An 18544-nucleotide genomic window follows, 5' to 3' on the forward strand; every position below is an offset into this window, starting at 1 on the left:
CCTTCGCTCAGCCTCTCTCCACTTTGAATTTTCGCGGGTAATCCCGCAGAAGGAACCAAGATGAACCAGGAAGTCCTGAACATCTTCAATCCGGTCCAGGCCGCTCCGACCTTCGACCAGATCCGTATTTCGCTGGCCTCGCCGGAAAAGATCCGCTCGTGGTCGTTCGGCGAGATCAAGAAGCCCGAAACCATCAACTACCGCACGTTCAAGCCCGAGCGTGATGGCCTGTTCTGCGCCCGTATCTTTGGCCCGACCAAGGACTACGAATGCCTGTGCGGCAAGTACAAGCGCATGAAGTACAAGGGCATCATCTGCGAAAAGTGCGGTGTTGAAGTCACCCTGGCCCGCGTTCGTCGCGAGCGCATGGGCCACATCGAACTGGCCTCGCCGGTCGCCCACATCTGGTTCCTGAAGTCGCTGCCGTCGCGTATCGCCATGATGCTCGACATGCCGCTGAAGGACATCGAACGCGTCCTGTACTTCGAATACTACATCATCACCGAGCCGGGCCTGACCCCGCTGAAGCAGCACCAGCTGCTCAGCGAGGACGACTACATGCGCGCCCAGGAAGAGTACGGCGATGACAGCTTCACCGCCGAGATCGGCGCTGAAGCCATCCAGAACCTGCTCAAGGCGATCGACCTCGACAAGGAAGCCGAACGCCTGCGCGAAGAGCTGGCCGGCACCGTGTCGGACATGAAGCAGAAGAAGTTCAGCAAGCGCCTGAAGATCCTCGAAGCCTTCTCCGAGTCGGGCAACCGTCCCGAGTGGATGGTTCTGACGGTCGTGCCGGTGATCCCGCCGGAACTGCGCCCGCTGGTGCCGCTGGACGGTGGCCGCTTCGCCACCTCCGACCTGAACGACCTCTATCGCCGGGTCATCAACCGTAACAACCGCCTCAAGCGCCTGATCGAGCTGCGCGCGCCCGACATCATCATCCGCAACGAAAAGCGGATGCTGCAGGAGTCGGTCGACGCCCTGTTCGACAACGGCCGTCGCGGTCGCGTCATCACCGGCGCCAACAAGCGCCCGCTGAAGTCGCTGGCCGACATGCTGAAGGGCAAGCAGGGTCGCTTCCGTCAGAACCTGCTGGGCAAGCGCGTCGACTATTCGGGCCGTTCGGTCATCGTGGTCGGTCCCGATCTGAAGCTGCACGAGTGCGGCCTGCCCAAGAAGATGGCTCTGGAGCTGTTCAAGCCGTTCATCTATGCGCGCCTGGACGCCAAGGGCCTGTCGGGCACCGTCAAGCAGTCCAAGCGCATGGTCGAGCGCGAACAGCCCCAGGTGTGGGACATCCTCGAAGAGGTGATCCGCGAACACCCGGTGATGCTGAACCGCGCGCCGACGCTTCACCGTCTGGGCATCCAGGCGTTCGAGCCCAAGCTGATCGAGGGCAAGGCCATCCAGCTGCACCCGCTGGTCTGCGCCGCCTTCAACGCCGACTTCGACGGCGACCAGATGGCTGTCCACGTGCCGCTGTCGCTGGAGGCGCAACTCGAAGCGCGCGTCCTGATGATGTCGACCAACAACATCCTGTCGCCCGCCAACGGTCGCCCGATCATCGTGCCGTCGCAGGACATCGTCCTGGGTCTGTACTACCTGTCGGTCGCTCGCGAAGGTGAGCCGGGCGAAGGCAAGATCTTTGCCGACCTGGGCGAAATCGAAGCCGCCATGGACGCCGGCGTCGTCAGCCTGCACGCCAAGATCAAGTCGCGCTTTACCGAAGTTGACGCCGATGGCGTGGCGCGTCGCCGCGTGATCGACACCACGCCGGGCCGGATGAAGATCGCCGCCCTGCTGCCGCGTCACCCGCAGGTGGGTCACCGCCTGATCGAGAAGGCCCTGACCAAGAAGGAAATCGGCAACCTCATCGACATCGTCTACCGCCACTGCGGTCAGAAGGCGACGGTGATCTTCGCCGACCAGATCATGGGTCTGGGCTTCAAGGAAGCGGCCAAGGCCGGCATCTCCTTCGGCAAGGACGACATCATCATCCCGAAGCGGAAAGAGGCGATCGTCGCCGAAACCCGCACCCTGGCTGAAGAGTACGAGCAGCAATATGCTGACGGCCTGATCACCAAGGGCGAGAAGTACAACAAGGTCGTTGACGCCTGGGCCAAGGCCACCGACCGCGTCGCCGACGAGATGATGGCCGAGCTTCAGATGAAGCATCTGGACGAGAACGGCCGCGAGAAGGAGATCAACTCCATCTACATGATGGCCCACTCCGGCGCCCGTGGTTCGCAAGCCCAGATGAAGCAGCTGGGCGGCATGCGCGGTTTGATGGCCAAGCCTTCGGGCGAGATCATCGAGACCCCGATCGTCTCGAACTTCAAGGAAGGCCTGACCGTTCAGGAATACTTCAACTCGACCCACGGCGCCCGTAAGGGCCTCGCGGACACCGCGCTGAAGACCGCCAACTCGGGCTATCTGACGCGTCGTCTGGTCGACGTGGCGCAGGACTGCATCATCGTCGAGGAAGATTGCGGCACCACGCGGGGCATCACCCTGCGCGCCGTGGTCGAGGGCGGTGACGTCCTGGTCTCGCTGGGCATGCGCGTTCTGGGCCGCTTCTCGGCCGAGGACATCAAGGATCCGGCGACCGGCGAGCTGGTCGTTCCGGCCGACACCTATCTGACCGAGAACATGGCCGACGCGATCGAAGCGGCTGCCGTGCAGTCGGTGAAGGTGCGTTCGGTCCTGACCTGCGAAGCCAAGGTCGGCGTCTGCGGCGCCTGCTACGGCCGCGACCTGGCCCGCGGTACCCCGGTCAACATCGGTGAAGCGGTCGGCGTCATCGCCGCCCAGTCCATCGGCGAGCCCGGCACCCAGCTGACGATGCGGACCTTCCACATCGGCGGCACCGCCCAGGTCGCCGAGCAGTCGTTCTTCGAAAGCAGCAACGACGGTACGGTCCGCGTGACCGGCGCCACCGTTGTCGGCACCGAAGGCTTCCTGGTCGTCATGAGCCGCAACACGGCCGTGAGCGTCCTGGTCGACGGCAAGGAACGCGAAAACTACAAGCCGCCTTACGGCGCGCGCCTAAAGATCAAGGACGGCGACAAGGTGAAGCGTGGCCAGCGTCTGGCCGATTGGGACCCCTACACCACCCCGATCATCACCGAAGTGGCCGGCAAGATCCGTGCGGAAGACCTGGTGGACGGCTTCTCCGTCCGCGAGGAAACCGATGAAGCCACCGGTATCGCGCAACGCGTGATCGCCGACTGGCGGACCTCGGCCCGCGCCGCCGACCTGCGCCCCGCCATGGGCGTTCTGGCCGAGGACAGTTCCTATGTCCGCCTCGCCAACGGCGGTGAGGCTCGCTACCTGATGTCGGTTGGGGCCATTCTGTCCGTCGGTGACGGCGACATGGTCAAGCCGGGCGAGGTCATCGCGCGGATCCCCACCGAAGGCGCCAAGACCCGCGACATCACCGGCGGTCTGCCGCGCGTCGCCGAACTCTTCGAAGCCCGCCGTCCCAAGGACTGCGCGGTCATCGCGGAAATGGACGGTCGTGTCGAATTCGGCAAGGATTACAAGAACAAGCGCCGCATCAAGATCACCCCGGAAATCGACGCTGACGGTAACCAGGGCGAGCCGGTCGAGTTCCTGATCCCCAAGGGCAAGCACATCGCGGTGCACGATGGCGACTTCATCGCGCGCGGCGAATACATCATCGACGGCAACCCGGATCCGCACGACATCCTGCGCATCTTGGGCGTCGAGGCCCTGGCCAACTTCCTGGTCGACGAAATTCAGGAAGTTTACCGACTGCAAGGCGTGCCGATCAACGACAAGCACATCGAGACGATCGTTCGTCAGATGCTGCAAAAGGTCGAGATCCTCGAGCCGGGCGATACGGGTCTGATCAAGGGCGATCACCTGGACAAGCCTGAGTTCTACATCGAGCAGGATCGCGCGGTTTCGCGTGGCGGCCGTCCGGCCACCACCCAGCCCGTGCTGCTCGGCATCACCAAGGCCTCGCTGCAGACCAAGAGCTTCATCTCGGCCGCGTCGTTCCAGGAAACGACCCGCGTCCTGACCGAAGCCTCGGTGCACGGCAAGACCGACACCCTGGAAGGCCTGAAGGAAAACGTCATCGTGGGTCGTCTGATCCCCGCCGGTACGGGTTCCTATCTGCGCAGCCTGCAGCGCGTCGCCGCCAAGCGCGACGAGCAGCTGGCCCAGCAGCGCGAAGATGCGATGGAGCCTCTGCCCGAGGCCATCGCTCTGGCCGACGCCGAATAGGCTTCGACCTGACGAACTGAACGGAAAGGCCCGGGAGCGATCCCGGGCCTTTTCTTTTGCCCGCGGCTTGGCTGGTCATGAGACCCAAAGTGCGGGTTTCCCGGGCGGATCCGGCGGCATAAGGTCGCAAAGCGTCGAGGAATTCGAGCTAAATCAAGATTTTAAGCCTTGGTTTACGCGCGTTAGGCATGTGGAAAAGCTCAACCCCTTCCCACGGATGCCATGCGCTCGGACATTTCCACCAAGGTCAGTCTGACCATCGCCGCAGCTTTTCTGGTCCTGACCGTTGCGGTCCTGGCCATCGTCGCCAGTGGTTCGCTCGGCTTCGCCAAGCAGCAGGCCGCCGCCCAGCAGGAAGCCAGCATGCGGGTGGCGTGGGACGTCATCGGTCAGCGCGGCGCGATCTTCCGCCGGGAGGCTGACCAGCTGATGGTGGGCGACAAGGTTCTGAACGGCGACTTCGACGGCGTCGACAGGGTCAAGGCCCTGGTCGGCGGCACGGCCACGGTGTTCATGGGCGACACCCGGATCACCACCAATGTCACCAAGCCCGATGGCAGCCGAGCGGTCGGCACCCCCCTGGCCAAGGGCAAGGTCCATGACGCCGTCCTGGGTCGGGGCGAGTCCTATCGCGGCGAGGCCAAGATCCTGGGCCGGCCCTTCTTCGTCGCCTATGATCCGATCAAGGACACCAGCGGTCAGGTGATCGGCATCCTGTATGTCGGCGTGCCCCAGGCCGACTTCTTCCAACCGGTCTACAAGCAGCTGGGTTTCCTGGCGGCAGCCTGCCTGCTGCTGGGCGCCGCCGGCGCCACGGCCTCGGTGCTGATGGTGCGTGGTCAACTGAAGCCGCTATCGACCCTGCGCGACGCCATGGGCAAGGTGATGGCCGGCGACCTGACCGTCAGCCTGCCCTTCGCCGGCCGCCGCGACGACATCGGCCTGATGGCCGACGCGGTCCACGCCTTCCGCGACGACGCCCGGGAAAAGCAAACCATTCAGGCCCAGGCCGAGGCTCGCGACGGTGTCGAACAGGCCGGCCGCCTGGCCGCCCGGGATCGCGACGCCCGCCAGGCCGCCGCCCAGAACAGCGTCGTCACCAGCCTGGCCGAGGGGCTGCGGCGCTTGTCCGACGGCGACCTGACGGTGCGCATCGAGACGGCTTTCGCGGCCGACTATGAAGGCCTGCGGGCCGACTTCAACCAGACCGTGGCGCGTCTGCAGGACGCCATGGGCGCCGTGATCGACGCCGTGGGCGGCCTCCACGCCGGGGCCGGCGGCATCGCTTCGGAGGCCGGCGACCTGTCGCGGCGCACCGAGCAACAGGCCGCCAGCCTGGAAGAGACCGCCGCCGCCCTCGACGAGATCACCGCCACGGTCAAACGCACCGCCGACGGCGCGCGCGGGGCCCGCGAGGCCGTACGCGAGGCCCAGGCCGAAGCCGACCGCTCGCGCCAGGTCGTCAGCGAGACCATCGATGCGATCAACGGGGTGGAGGCCTCGGCCGCCCAGGTGGCCCAGATCATCGGCGTGATCGACGAGATCGCCTTCCAGACCAATCTGCTGGCCCTGAACGCCGGGGTCGAGGCCGCGCGGGCCGGTGAGGCCGGTCGCGGCTTCGCGGTTGTGGCCCAGGAAGTGCGGGCCCTGGCACAGCGCTCGGCCGACGCGGCCAAGGAGATCAAGACCCATATCGGCGACTCCACCCGTCAGGTCGAGGCGGGGGTGAAGCTGGTCGGCCGCACGGGCGAGGCGCTGCAGAAGATCGCCGCCCAGGTCGCGGCCATCGACGGCAGCGTTTCCGAGATCGCCGCCAGCGCGCAGGAACAGGCCGCCGGCCTCAGCGAGGTCAACACCGCCGTCAACCAGATGGACCAGGGCACGCAGCAGAACGCCGCCATGGTCAACCGCTCGGCTGACGCCAGCCGCGATCTGGTCGCCCAGGCCGATAGCCTGGCGGGCCTGGTCGGCCGCTTCAAGGTGGACGCCCACTCGGCGTCCCAGCGCCGCGTCGCCTAGACGCCCGTCAACGCTGTTCTGACTCCCGCCGGGCCTTGGCGCGCGCGGCCTCTATCTGCTTGGCCTTGCCCAGCAGATAGAGCTCCTGGCCGCGCGCGTCGCGGGGCCGGCCCAGCCCGTCCTGCTCGAGACCGCCGACGAAGGGGATGTCCTTGGCCCTGCCCGGGCCGTCGCGGCTACGATGATCCACGCCTACGCCCATGGGGCTTTCCCTGTAGGCGCGACTGGCTTCCTGGGCGAGCGACTGCTGACGGAAGTCGATCGCCGCCCCGGCGCTGACCGGTGCGTTGGCATAGACCGGAGCGTTGCGCGCCGCCGCCCCCCAACGCTCCTGACATGTCTCGATCTCCCGCCGGTTCAGCCCGACCGCGCGCCCATTGGCGCAGCCTACGCCGCTGCCGCGCAGGGCGGCGCGCAGGTCGCCCTTGGGACCTTCCGGCAGGGGGGCAGGGTGCGGGGCTGTTCCGCGCCGCGGCTCGGCCGGCAGGCCCGGAACCATCAGCGGCGCCACGGGCGAGCGAAAGACTGCGCGGGGCGTTCGCGCCGGGATCTGGCCGGGCTCGCTGGCGGGCGGGGCGTCGGTCTGGACTTCCGGCGTCCGGTCGATCCGCTCCAGGGTCACTGTCAGGGCGTCTTCGTCGTTGGAATGGTCAGGAAAGGCCTCGATCCGGGGGAAGGCCAACAAGGCCAGCACCAGTCCGTGGGCGATGAGGGAGCCGGCCAGAACAGCGCTCGGTCTGATTGGGTTGGAGCGCGCCGTTGGCAAGGTCACAGATCATTCGACAGAAGGGTTACAACGCCCGCAGCCTCGCCATCGGAAGTGGCGAAAGCGTGGCCTTTAAGGCCTCGTTAACCGACGCAATCACCGGCGTTGACGCGGATCGACTTCGCGAGTAAATACCGCGCTCTTTCGAGGTGGGCCCTGCGCCCGTCCTGATAAGCGCCCGTCCCCTACCGACGGATAGCCCGCCGGAACGCTTTCCGCGTCCCGGCGAGTTTCGTGTTTATCGGGTCTCCATCTGGAGCCTTGCAAGCCGGAATACATGACTAGGACCCGAAGCGCCTCGGCCGACAGGCACACGCTTCCATCAGAGCAGAGACTTAATGCCTACCGTCAACCAGCTCATCCGTAAGCCGCGCCAGCCTAAGCCGGTCCGGAACAAGGTGCCCGCCCTCAAGGGCTGCCCGCAACGCCGTGGTGTTTGCACCCGCGTCTATACGACGACCCCGAAGAAGCCCAACTCGGCTCTGCGTAAGGTCGCCAAGGTCCGTCTGACCACCGGCATTGAAGCCGTTTGCTACATCCCGGGTGAAGGCCACAACCTGCAGGAGCACTCGGTGGTGCTTATCCGCGGCGGCCGCGTCAAGGATTTGCCCGGCGTCCGTTATCACATCCTGCGCGGCGTCCTCGACACCCAAGGTGTCAAGGATCGTAAGCAGCGTCGTTCGCTCTACGGCGCCAAGCGTCCGAAGTAAGGAAAAAGAAGCATGTCACGCCGCCGTCGCGCCGAGAAACGCCAAGTTCTGCCGGACCCGAAGTTCGGAGACCTGGTGGTCACCAAATTCATGAACTATGTGATGTACGAGGGCAAAAAAGCCGTCGCCGAAAACATCATCTATGGTGCTTTCGACATCATCGAAACCAAGCGCAAGGACCAGGGTCCCCTGGAAACCTTCCACTCCGCCTTGGACAACGTCGCCCCGGCGATCGAAGTCCGGTCGCGTCGCGTTGGCGGCGCCACCTATCAGGTGCCCGTGGAAGTCCGTCCGGACCGTCGTCGCGCCCTGGCCATCCGCTGGCTGGTGACCGCTGCGCGCAAGCGCGGCGAGAACACCATGACCGAGAAGCTGGCCGGTGAACTGCTCGACGCTTCCAACAACCGCGGCACCGCGGTGAAGAAGCGCGAAGACACCCACAAGATGGCTGAAGCCAACCGGGCGTTCTCGCACTACCGCTGGTAACCTTTCTTACCAGCACTCTTTCAGGCGCGGGCGGTTTGCGATAAACCGCCCGCGCCGCACGTTTAAATGTCCCTGCCTCACAGCAGCGCTTCGCAGAGCTCCATCATGGCCCGCCAGCATAAAATCGAAGACTACCGTAACTTCGGCATCATGGCGCACATCGACGCCGGGAAGACGACGACGACCGAGCGGATCCTGTATTACACGGGCAAGTCGCACAAGATCGGCGAAGTCCACGACGGCGCCGCGACCATGGACTGGATGGACCAGGAGCAAGAGCGCGGCATCACGATCACGTCCGCCGCGACGACCGCTTTCTGGAAAGAAAAGCGCCTCAACATCATCGACACCCCCGGCCACGTCGACTTCACCATCGAAGTCGAACGTTCGCTGCGCGTGCTGGATGGCGCCGTCACCGTTCTGGACGGTAACGCCGGTGTTGAGCCCCAGACCGAAACCGTCTGGCGCCAGGCCGACAAGTACAACGTTCCGCGTATCGTGTTCGTCAACAAGATGGACAAGATCGGCGCCGACTTCGACAAGTCGGTCGAGTCGATCCGCGACCGCCTGGGCGCCAAGGCCGTTCCGATCCAGTTCCCGATCGGCTCGGAAAACACCCTCAGCGGCCTGGTCGACCTGGTCCGCATGAAGGCCGTCGTCTGGGACAATGACGCCCTGGGCGCCAACTTCCGCGACGAAGAAATTCCCGCCGATCTGATGGACAAGGCCGTCGAGGCCCGCGCCTATCTGGTCGAATGCGCCGTCGAAATGGACGACGAAGCGATGGAAGCCTATCTGGGCGGCGAAGAGCCCTCGGAAGCGACCATCAAGAACTGCATCCGCAAGGCCGTGCTGAGCGGCGCGTTCTATCCGATCCTCTGCGGCTCGGCCTTCAAGAACAAGGGCGTGCAGACCCTGCTGGACGCCGTTGTCGACTACCTGCCGTCGCCGCTGGACATCCCGCCGACCAAGGGCATCGACTTCAAGACCGAAGAAGAAATCGTTCGCAAGGCCTCGGACGAAGAGCCGCTGTCGGTTCTGGCGTTCAAGATCATGGACGACCCCTTCGTCGGTTCGCTGACCTTCTGCCGCATCTATTCGGGCAAGCTGGAAACCGGCATGGGCCTGCTCAACGCCACGCGCGACAAGCGCGAGCGCGTTGGCCGCATGCTGCTGATGCACTCCAACAACCGCGAAGACATCAAGGAAGCCTTCGCCGGCGACATCGTTGCTCTGGCTGGCCTCAAGGACACCCGCACCGGTGATACCCTGTGCGATCCGCTGAAGTCCCCGGTGATCCTGGAGCGCATGATCTTCCCGGCGCCCGTCATCGAAATCGCTGTCGAGCCCAAGTCGAAGGCCGACCAGGAGAAGCTGGGCGTCGCCCTGCAGAAGCTGGCCGCCGAAGATCCGTCCTTCACCGTCTCGACCGACTTCGAAAGCGGCCAGACGATCCTGAAGGGCATGGGCGAGCTGCACCTGGACATCAAGATCGACATCCTGAAGCGGACCTACAAGGTCGAAGCCAACATCGGCGCGCCGCAGGTTGCCTATCGCGAAAGCCTGGGTAAGACGGTCGACATCGACTACACCCACAAGAAGCAGACCGGCGGTACGGGCCAGTTCGCCCGCGTCATGATCACCTTCGAACCCGGCGAGCCCGGTTCGGGCTTCGTGTTCGAAAACTCGATCGTCGGCGGCGCGGTGCCCAAGGAATACATCCCGGGCGTCGAAAAGGGTCTGAACTCCGTCAAGGACAACGGCCTGCTGGCCGGCTTCCCGCTGATCGACTTCAAGGCCACCCTGACGGACGGCAAGTACCACGACGTCGACTCCAGCGTGCTGGCGTTCGAAATCGCGTCGCGCGCCGCCTTCAAGGAACTGCGCGAAAAGGGCGCTCCCAAGCTGCTCGAGCCGATCATGGCCGTCGAAGTCGTGACCCCGGAAGAGTATCTGGGTTCGGTCATCGGCGACCTGAACAGCCGTCGCGGCATGATCCAGGGTCAAGACATGCGCGGCAACGCCACGGTGGTTAACGCCTTCGTGCCGCTGGCCAACATGTTCGGCTACGTGAACACCCTGCGGGGCATGTCGCAAGGCCGCGCCCAGTTCACCATGCAATACGATCACTACGAGCCGGTGCCGCAACACGTCGCCGACGAAGTGATCAAGAAGTACGCGTAGTTTTTTCCCTCGGGAAAAGCCTGCACGAAGGAAGCAGAGAGGGCTCCGTTAGGGGCCCTCTCAACAAGAACCCCAGAAATTCCCATTAATTTGAGGCCCCTCTGGGGTCCTAAGGTAGAGAAAAATGGCCAAGGAAAAGTTCGAACGTAACAAGCCGCACTGCAACATCGGCACCATCGGTCACGTTGACCATGGCAAGACGACGCTGACGGCTGCGATCACCATCACGCTGGCCAAGACCGGCGGCGGCAAGGCGATGAACTACGCCGACATCGACGCTGCGCCGGAAGAAAAGGCCCGCGGCATCACGATTAACACCGCCCACGTGGAATATGAGACGGCCAACCGTCACTATGCCCACGTCGACTGCCCCGGCCACGCCGACTATGTGAAGAACATGATCACCGGCGCCGCGCAGATGGACGGCGCGATCCTGGTGGTTTCGGCCGCCGACGGCCCGATGCCCCAGACCCGCGAGCACATCCTGCTGGCCCGTCAGGTCGGCGTTCCGGCCCTGGTCGTCTACATGAACAAGGTCGACCTGGTCGACGACGAAGAGCTGCTCGAGCTGGTCGAGATGGAAGTGCGCGAGCTGCTTTCGTCGTATGACTTCCCGGGCGACGACATTCCGATCACCAAGGGTTCGGCCAAGGTCGCCATCGACGGTGGCAACCCCAAGATCGGCGAAGAGTCGATCCTGGCGCTGATGCAGACGGTTGACGACTACATCCCGCAGCCGGCGCGTCCGCTGGACCTGCCGTTCCTGATGCCGGTCGAAGACGTGTTCTCGATCTCGGGCCGCGGCACCGTGGTCACGGGCCGTATCGAAAAGGGTATCGTCAAGGTCGGCGAAGAAGTCGAAATCGTCGGCATCCGTCCGGTTCAGAAGACGACCTGCACGGGCGTCGAAATGTTCCGCAAGCTGCTGGACCAAGGTCAAGCTGGCGACAACGTCGGCGTTCTGCTGCGCGGCACCAAGCGCGAAGACGTTGAGCGCGGCCAAGTGCTGTGCAAGCCGGGTTCGATCACCCCGCACACCAAGTTCGTGGCTGAGGCCTATATCCTCAACAAGGAAGAAGGCGGCCGTCACACCCCGTTCTTCACCAACTATCGCCCGCAGTTCTACTTCCGCACCACGGACGTCACCGGGATCATCAAGCTGCGCGAAGGCGTGGAAATGATCATGCCGGGCGACAACGCCGAGCTGGACGTCGAGCTGATCACCCCGATCGCCATGGACCAGGGCCTGCGCTTCGCCATTCGCGAAGGCGGCCGCACGGTCGGCGCCGGCGTGGTTGCCAAGATCGTCGAGTAGTCGACCGATCTTCAGCGACAAGCTGATCTAAGCGAAGGCCCCGGCGGAAACGCCGGGGCCTTTTGCTTTGGGGGCTGAGGCCATGTTAGCTGGCGGCTTGACGCGGCCGGTCATTGGGGGGAGTGCCCAATCGACGTTTGGGGAACGGACGATGGACTGGCGAGACCTCCACGAAAAGCGGGCATCGAGGTACGGGCTCGCCGGCTTGGCCGCGCTGCTGGCGTTTGCCGTGCGTCTCGCGATCAACGACTGGCTTCCGCCCGGCTTCCCCTATGTGACCTTTTTCCCGGCCGTGGTCATCACGGCCTATTTCGCCGGTTCCGGCCCGGCGATCCTGTGCGCTGTACTGTCCATTGTCGGCGCGGGCTACTTCTTCTCGCCGCCGTATAACGGGTTCCAGTTTACGCTGGCGACGAGCGTCGCTCTGCTGTTCTACGGGTTCGTGGTGGCGGTCGATATCTTCTTCATCGACGGCATGCGCACAGCGATGCGGCAGCTGTCGAACGAGCGCGAGCGCTATGAGCGGCTGGCCGAGAGCAAGGAGCTGCTCTATCGCGAGCTGCATCATCGGGTGAGCAACAACATCCAGGTCGTCGGCGCCCTGCTGCGGCTTCAGGCGGCCGGGGTCACCGACGGCGACGCGCGTCACGCCCTGACCGAGGCCAGTGGCCGGATCGAAACCATCGCCCGCATCCAGCGCGAACTCCATAATCAGGTCGGCGACCCGATCCCGTTCCGGGCTTTCGCAATGAGCCTTCTGAACGACGCCAACCTCGCTGCCGGCGGCCAGGTGCGGGTGGAGCTGGAGGGCGGCGATCTTCCGCTGCATCCCGACCAGTCGACGCCGGTCACGCTGGTGGTGCTGGAATGCTTCAACAACGCCCTGGAGCACGCCTTTGCCGGCGGTGGCCAGGGCGCTGTCGCGGTCCGGCTGGACCAGACCGGGACCGAACATGTCCTGACCATCCGCGACAATGGCGACGGGCCGCCTACGGGGTTTGACCCCGCCCAGTCCAAGAGCCTTGGCCTGCGCATCGTCAGGGCCATGGCCGGTCAGCTGGGCGGCCGCTTCGAGATGCAGCGCGAGGGAACCTGGACGGTCTGTCGTCTGACCTACGTCGCCAAGGTCGACTAGACGACCGGGGCTTTTTCGGGCGCCTCCCGCGGGGTGGTCCAGCGGGCCAGCTTGGGCTTCAGCCAGTTTTCGAAGTCGTCGATGATCTCATAGACCACCGGCACCAGCACCAGCGACAGGACCGTCGAGGTGATGAGGCCGCCGATCACCGCCACAGCCATGGGCTGACGGAATTCGGCGCCCTTGCCGATGCCCAGGGCGGTGGGCAGCATGCCGGCCATCATCGCCAGGGTGGTCATGATGATCGGACGCGCGCGTTCGCGACAGGCTTCGAGGATGGCGTCGCGCTGAGGCTTGCCGGCCCGTTCCTCCTCGATGGCGTAGTCGACCAGCAGGATCGAGTTCTTGGCGGCCAGGCCCATCAGCATCAGCAGGCCGATCAGCGACGGGATCGACATGCTCATGCCGCAGACCAGCAGGCCCGCAAAGGCGCCGCCGATGGCCAGCGGCAGGGCCGACATGATGGTGATCGGCTTGAAGAAGCTGCCAAACAGCAGGGCCATGACGCCGAACACCAGGAAGATGGCCGAGAGCAGGGCGATGGCGAAGCCGCCGAACAGCTCGCCCATCGCCTCCTCGGTGCCACCCGTGGCCTTCTCGACCCCGGCAGGCAGGTTCTTCATGATCGGCAGGCTGTCGACTTCGGCGGTGGCCGAGCCCAGCACGACGCCGGGCTGCAGATCCGCCTCGGTGGTCAGCTGACGCTTGCGGCCATAGCGCTCGATCTTGGCGGGACCGGCCTGGAACTCGACATCGGCCACGGCGTCCAAGCGCGTATAGCCGCCGGATGCGGTCGGCAATTGCAGAGCCTTGATCTGGGCCAGGTCGCCGCGAATGTTGTCGGGCAGGCGCACCCGGATCGGCAGGCGGCGCTCGCCGTCGGTCAGCTTGGCGACATTGGCGTCGATGTCGCCCACCGTGGCCACGCGGGCGACGGCGGCGATGTCGGCGGCCGAGACGCCCAGACGGGCCGCTTCATCGGTGCGCGGGCGGATGACGATTTCCGGACCGCTGGGCGGCGAGGCCGGGCGCGGGTCGGCGATGGTCTTCAAGCCGCGCATCTGGCGTTCCAGCGCCAGGGCGGCGCGTTCCAGCGCCGTGCCGTCTTCGCTGGTCAGGATGGTGGAGACCTCGGCCGAGCCGTCATCGCTGAGCAGGTTGACCCGGACGTCAGGCAGTTCCAGCAGCTTGTCACGCATCAGGGCCTTGATCTCGGGGACCCGCAGCTCGCGCTCGTCATGCAGCACGATGGTCACCGTGCCGTCGCGCAGGTCGCTGCCGCCGGAGCCGCCGCCGGGACCGCTGGCGGCGATCACCGACCCGACCTGGGCGAAGACGTGGGCTGTCTCGGGGCGCGCCTTGAACAGCTTGGTGATCGACTGGACGGCGCGGTCCATGTCGGCCGCTGTGGCGCCCGGCGGGCCCTGGACCTTGAGATAGTAGTAGTTGTTGTTGGCCGGCGGCTGGAATCCGGCGGGCAGATTGCTGGCCATGAAGATCGAGAAGGCGAAGATCACGCCGCCGATGATGCAGGCGACGATCCGGTGGTCGAGCGACCATTCCAGCACGTTGCGGTACAGGCCCTTGAACGGCTTGCGCGGGTGCGGGTTGGTGGCCGGCTTGAGGAAATAGGCGGCCAGCAGCGGCGTCAGGAGACGCGCCACGACCAGCGAGAACAGCACCGCCACGGCGACGGTCAGGCCAAACTCCCGGAAGAACTGTCCGGGAATGCCGGGCATGAAGGCCACCGGCGCGAACACCGCCACGATGGTGAAGGTGGTGGCCACGACCGCGAGCCCGATCGCGTCTGCGCCGACCATGGCCGCCGCATAGGGACGCTCGCCGGCGGCGATGCGTTTTTCGATATTCTCGATCTCGACGATGGCGTCATCGACCAGAATGCCGATCACCAGGGTCAGGCCCAGCAGGGTCACGACATTGAGCGAAAAGCCCATGATCGCCATGAAGATGAAGGTCGGGATCAGCGACATCGGCATGGCGATGGCGGTGATCAGGGTGGCGCGCCATTCGCGCAGGAACAGAAACACCACCAGAGCGGCCAGCAGCATGCCTTCGAGCAGGGTGGTCCGTGTGGCCTCGAAGCTGGCGCGGGTGTCGTCGACGATCGAATAGATCTTGGTGAAGGTGACGTCCGGGTGGGCCTCGACCAGCTTTTCGATGGCGATCTTGATGCCGTCCTCGACGCGCACGTCGCTGGCGTCCTTGGTCTTGCTGACCTGGAAGGCCACCACGGGGCGGCCGTCGAGGCGTGCGAAGGAGCGCGCTTCGCCGGCGCCGTCGCCGACCTCGGCCACGTCGGTCAGGCGCACGAAACGCCCGCCACTGGTGGGTATGGTCACGGCCCGCAGTTGCTCGACAGTGCGGGCTGCGGCCAGCACGCGGACGGTCTGTTCGCGGGCGCCGATCGCCAGTCGTCCGCCCGGGGCGTCGACGCTGAAACTGGCCAGGGCCGCGTTGAGCTGCGGCGCGGTCAGGCCAGCGGCGGCCATGCGGTCGGGATCGATGACGATGTTGATCTCGCGATCCACGCCGCCGACCCGGGCCACCTGGGCGACGCCCTTTTCGCCCTGCAGGCTGCGGCTGATGGTGTCATCCACGAACCAGGACAGCTCGCTGATCGTCATGGACGGCGAAGACACCGCGTAGGTGATGATCGGCAGGGAATCCAGGTCGACACGCTGGACGATCGGCTCGTCGATCTCGCGCGGCAGCAGGGCGCGCGACTGGTCGATCTTGGAGCGCACCTCGTCGGTGGCCTTCTGCAGGTCCTCGCCGATCTCGAATTCGATCGAGGTGGTCGAGACGCCCTGCACGACCGAGGAGCGGATGCTCTTGACGTTGGAGATGCCGGCCAGGGCGTCTTCGACCTGGCGGGTGATCTGGGTTTCCATCTCGCCGGCGGCCGCGCCGCTCTGGGTGATGGTCACCGCCACCAGCGGGAACGAGACGTTGGGATACTGCTTGATGGGCAGCATCATGTAGCTGGCGACGCCCGCCAGGATCAGGGCGATGAACAGGACCGCGACCGGGATCGGGTTCTTGATCGACCAGGCGGATATGCGGACGTTGGCCATCAGCGAGCGGCCTTGCCATTGGCGTCGGTCGGCTTGACCAGATCGCCGTCGAGGGTGAAGGCCGAGCCGCCCAGCAGCACGCGGGAGCCGACCGGCGGGCCGTCAAGCAGTTCCACCCAGCCGCCGCCGCGTTGACCAGTGCGGACGGGCGCTTGGCGCGCGCGGTTGGAGGCGTCGACGGTCACCAGGGACGAGCCCTCGGCGTCATAGCGGATGGCGGTTTCGGGCGCGGCCTTCACCTTTCGGCCCGAGGCGGCGAAGATGGCGCGGCCAAAGCCGCCGGGGCGCAGGCCCGCATCGGTGGGCAGGCGCAGCCGCACCTTGCCCAGGCGGGTCGCCGCGTCGATGCGCGGACTGATCAGGCGCACGACGCCGGACACCGAGCGGCCGTCGGGCAGCATGACCTGAGCCGACTGGCCCACCGCGAGAGACGACAGCTGGGCGTCGCCGACCTCGGCGTCCAGCTCGACCAGGCCGTCGCGAGCGATGCGGAACCAGGGCGTGGTCGCGCCGCCGGAAATCTCGCCGGGGCGTACGGTGCGTTCCAGCACCCGGCCGCCGACCGGGGCGGTGATGGTCATGCGGCTCGAGCGCGTGCGCAGTTCGGCCAGGGCCGCTTCCTGGGCCTTGGCGGCATAGCGGCGGCTTTCGATCTGTTCCTGGCTGAGGACGCCCTGGCCGTCCAGGCCGGCGACGCGCGCGGCCTCGGCCTGGGCCTGGGCGGTCAGCGCCGCCTGCTGGGCGATCTGGGCGCGCAGCAGGGTGTCGTCCAACTGGACCAGCGGCTGGCCGGCGCGGACATAGGCCCCTTCCTCGACATAGACCCGGGCGACGCGATAGCCGGCCAGTTCCGAGCCGACGGCGGCCTCCTCGCGCGGGACCAGCTGGCCGGAGGCTTCGAACCCGGCGCCCAGCGGGCGGCTTTCGACGCGGCCGACGGTGACGGCGCGGGCCCCCTGGTTCACGGCCGTGGCGGCGGCGGGTTCGTCCTTCTTGCCGCCGCAGGCGGCGAGGCCCACCGTTGTTGCAAGGAGGGCTGTCGTCAGGAGCAGGGCGGCGATCAGGGGGCGGTTCATCGGGGAGGATCTCATCGCGAAGAGGCTTTTTCGGGAACGGCTTGGGGCGACCAGCCGCCGCCAAGCGCCTTGTAGGACTGGACGGCGCGCTGCAGGGCCTGGCCCCGCGCGCCGCTGAGAGCGGTGCGGGCGGCGCGCCAGGACTGTTCGGTCTGCAGGGCCGATGTCAGGTCGGTCAGACCCGCAGCGTAGCCGCGGCGGCTGGATTCGTAGGCCGTGGCCGCGCGACGCTCGCCGGCGCTGAGCAGGGCGACCCGGCGCTGGTCGGCCGACAGCTGGAGCAGGGCGCCCTCGGCCTCGCCGAACGCGGCCTGCACCGACCTTTCGTAGGTGATGGCGGCCTGTTCGGTGCGCGCATCCTGGGCGTTGATATCGGCCAGCAGCTTGGGGATGTTCAGCACGGGGATCGACAGGTCCAGGCCGATCGACCACGCCGAGCTGGTGGTCGAGGAGGTGGCTCCCGGCGTCAGGAAGCTGGGCGAGACCGCCTTGCTCAGGCCAATGCCCGGAGCCAGGGTGAAGGTCGGGAACATCGCCAGCTCGTTAACCTTGAGATTGGCCGAGGCCGAGGCCAGCCGGGCCTGGGCCTCGCGCACGTCGGGGCGGCGGGCCAGCAGGGTTCCGGGGACGGCGGCGGGCGCGGGCGGCGCATCGGCCAGTGCAGCGGGGATCTGCAGGCTGTCCAAGGGGTCGATTCCGCGCCCGACCAGGATCAGCAGGCTGCGGCGGGCGACCTGAAGCTCGGCCTCCAGGCTGGCGACCTGGGCCTCGGACTGGGCCAGATCAGCGGCGGCGCGGTCGGCGTCGGAGCTCGGCGACAGCCCGCGCGTGGCGCGTGCTCCGGCCAGATCGGCTAGCGACCGGGCGATGCGGGTGCTCTCGCGAGCGTCTTCCAGCTGCACGGCCAGGACGCGGGCCTGAAAATAGGATTGGGCGACATTGGCGGCCAGGGCGGCGCGCGCGCCTTCATAGGCAAAGCGATTGGCGGCCAGATCATTGTTGACCACACCCATGGCGGCGCGGCGACGGCCGATCAGGTCCAGCTCCCAGCTGACGTCGAAACCGGCGCGGTAGTTTTCGCTGTCGCCGCTCTGGGTAAAGCCGACCGGACCGCTCTGGTCGACGATATCGGTGCTGGTGCGACTGGCTGAGCCGGTCAGCGGCGTGGAAGGAATATAGAGCTGCCGCACCTGGCCCCGGCGCACGGCGCGCGCCTCGTCCAGACGTGCAGCCGCCAGGCGGGCGTCCTGGCTCTGCTCCAGGGCGGCGTCCACCAGCTGGGTCAGGGCCGGATCGTTGAACACCGTCCACCAGCGGTCCAGCGTCTGGTCGGGCAGGGGAGCCCCGGCCATGACCTCATAGGCGGCGGGCAAGCGGGTCTCGGCTGTATGGCGTGGGGCGGTCGCGCAAGCGGTCAAGGCCAGCCCCGTCAGGGCCAGGGCCAGAGCCGACATGCTCGCACCCGTCCTTAGTCGCGGGCCGGTCTTGCTAGGATTCATCTGCCAGT

11 protein-coding genes are annotated in these 18544 nt (G+C 66.2%); 7 read left to right on the forward strand and 4 right to left on the reverse strand.

Going from position 1 to position 18544, the window contains the following annotated elements:
* Nucleotides 1–60 precede the first annotated feature (60 nt).
* Nucleotides 61–4251: a DNA-directed RNA polymerase subunit beta' gene (gene rpoC / locus ACW176_RS08530; RefSeq protein WP_492111615.1), complete on the forward strand. Its 4191-nt coding sequence runs from the start codon at nucleotides 61–63 to the stop codon at nucleotides 4249–4251.
* A 222-nt stretch (nucleotides 4252–4473) separates the two neighbouring features.
* Nucleotides 4474–6270 carry a methyl-accepting chemotaxis protein gene (locus tag ACW176_RS08535; protein ID WP_492111616.1) on the forward strand — a complete coding sequence of 599 codons (1797 nt, stop codon included), beginning with the start codon at nucleotides 4474–4476 and terminating at the stop codon, nucleotides 6268–6270.
* Nucleotides 6271–6277: 7 nt separating this feature from the next.
* Here ACW176_RS08535 and ACW176_RS08540 read toward each other — a convergent pair whose 3' ends face one another.
* Nucleotides 6278–6964 (reverse strand): hypothetical protein, encoded by a 687-nt coding sequence (locus tag ACW176_RS08540; RefSeq protein ID WP_492111897.1) that lies wholly within the window; start codon nucleotides 6962–6964, stop codon nucleotides 6278–6280.
* Nucleotides 6965–7374: 410 nt separating this feature from the next.
* Here ACW176_RS08540 and rpsL point away from each other — a divergent pair, with 410 nt between their 5' ends.
* The 5 genes from rpsL to ACW176_RS08565 all read left to right on the forward strand — a co-directional run bounded on the left by rpsL (nucleotide 7375) and on the right by ACW176_RS08565 (nucleotide 12866).
* Nucleotides 7375–7746 carry a 30S ribosomal protein S12 gene (gene rpsL, locus ACW176_RS08545; RefSeq protein WP_007661566.1) on the forward strand — a complete coding sequence of 124 codons (372 nt, stop codon included), beginning with the start codon at nucleotides 7375–7377 and terminating at the stop codon, nucleotides 7744–7746.
* A gap of 12 nt (nucleotides 7747–7758) precedes the next feature.
* Nucleotides 7759–8232, forward strand: a complete 474-nt coding sequence (rpsG, locus tag ACW176_RS08550) for a 30S ribosomal protein S7 (RefSeq protein WP_419254133.1) — start codon at nucleotides 7759–7761, stop codon at nucleotides 8230–8232.
* A gap of 105 nt (nucleotides 8233–8337) precedes the next feature.
* Entirely contained in the window at nucleotides 8338–10416 is a 2079-nt protein-coding gene (gene fusA, locus ACW176_RS08555) for an elongation factor G (RefSeq protein ID WP_492111617.1), read from the forward strand.
* A gap of 124 nt (nucleotides 10417–10540) precedes the next feature.
* Entirely contained in the window at nucleotides 10541–11731 is a 1191-nt protein-coding gene (gene tuf / locus ACW176_RS08560; RefSeq protein ID WP_419319979.1) for an elongation factor Tu, read from the forward strand.
* Between the two features lie 151 nt (nucleotides 11732–11882).
* On the forward strand, nucleotides 11883–12866 hold the full coding sequence (locus ACW176_RS08565; RefSeq protein WP_492111618.1) for a sensor histidine kinase: 984 nt from the start codon (nucleotides 11883–11885) through the stop codon (nucleotides 12864–12866).
* Here the strand turns inward: ACW176_RS08565 and ACW176_RS08570 are convergent.
* Genes ACW176_RS08570 through ACW176_RS08580 form a run of 3 tightly spaced genes read right to left on the reverse strand, consistent with a single transcriptional unit; the run spans nucleotide 12863 to nucleotide 18536 of the window.
* Complete coding sequence (locus ACW176_RS08570; protein WP_492111619.1) at nucleotides 12863–15961, reverse strand: efflux RND transporter permease subunit; 3099 nt, start codon at nucleotides 15959–15961, stop codon at nucleotides 12863–12865. The two genes, ACW176_RS08565 and ACW176_RS08570, sit on opposite strands and share 4 nt — an antisense overlap.
* Entirely contained in the window at nucleotides 15961–17037 is a 1077-nt protein-coding gene (locus tag ACW176_RS08575) for an efflux RND transporter periplasmic adaptor subunit (protein ID WP_492111620.1), read from the reverse strand. The genes ACW176_RS08570 and ACW176_RS08575 overlap by 1 nt, the downstream gene beginning before the upstream one ends.
* A gap of 11 nt (nucleotides 17038–17048) precedes the next feature.
* A complete protein-coding gene (locus ACW176_RS08580) occupies nucleotides 17049–18536 on the reverse strand; it encodes an efflux transporter outer membrane subunit (RefSeq protein WP_492111621.1) in 1488 nt (495 codons plus the stop codon).
* Between the last annotated feature and the right edge of the window lie 8 nt (nucleotides 18537–18544).

The sequence above is a fragment of the Caulobacter sp. FV1ye13L genome, from assembly GCF_058681155.1.

Bases quoted from the DNA above. Each gene is read 5' to 3' on its own strand.
- ACW176_RS08570 (WP_492111619.1), bottom strand. From the start codon at position 15,961: ATGGCCAACGTCCGCATATCCGCCTGGTCGATCAAGAACCCGATCCCG.
- ACW176_RS08535 (WP_492111616.1), top strand. From the start codon at position 4,474: ATGCGCTCGGACATTTCCACCAAGGTCAGTCTGACCATCGCCGCAGCT.
- tuf (WP_419319979.1), top strand. From the start codon at position 10,541: ATGGCCAAGGAAAAGTTCGAACGTAACAAGCCGCACTGCAACATCGGC.
- rpsL (WP_007661566.1), top strand. From the start codon at position 7,375: ATGCCTACCGTCAACCAGCTCATCCGTAAGCCGCGCCAGCCTAAGCCG.
- ACW176_RS08575 (WP_492111620.1), bottom strand. From the start codon at position 17,037: ATGAACCGCCCCCTGATCGCCGCCCTGCTCCTGACGACAGCCCTCCTT.
- rpoC (WP_492111615.1), top strand. From the start codon at position 61: ATGAACCAGGAAGTCCTGAACATCTTCAATCCGGTCCAGGCCGCTCCG.
- ACW176_RS08565 (WP_492111618.1), top strand. From the start codon at position 11,883: ATGGACTGGCGAGACCTCCACGAAAAGCGGGCATCGAGGTACGGGCTC.
- rpsG (WP_419254133.1), top strand. From the start codon at position 7,759: ATGTCACGCCGCCGTCGCGCCGAGAAACGCCAAGTTCTGCCGGACCCG.
- fusA (WP_492111617.1), top strand. From the start codon at position 8,338: ATGGCCCGCCAGCATAAAATCGAAGACTACCGTAACTTCGGCATCATG.
- ACW176_RS08580 (WP_492111621.1), bottom strand. From the start codon at position 18,536: ATGAATCCTAGCAAGACCGGCCCGCGACTAAGGACGGGTGCGAGCATG.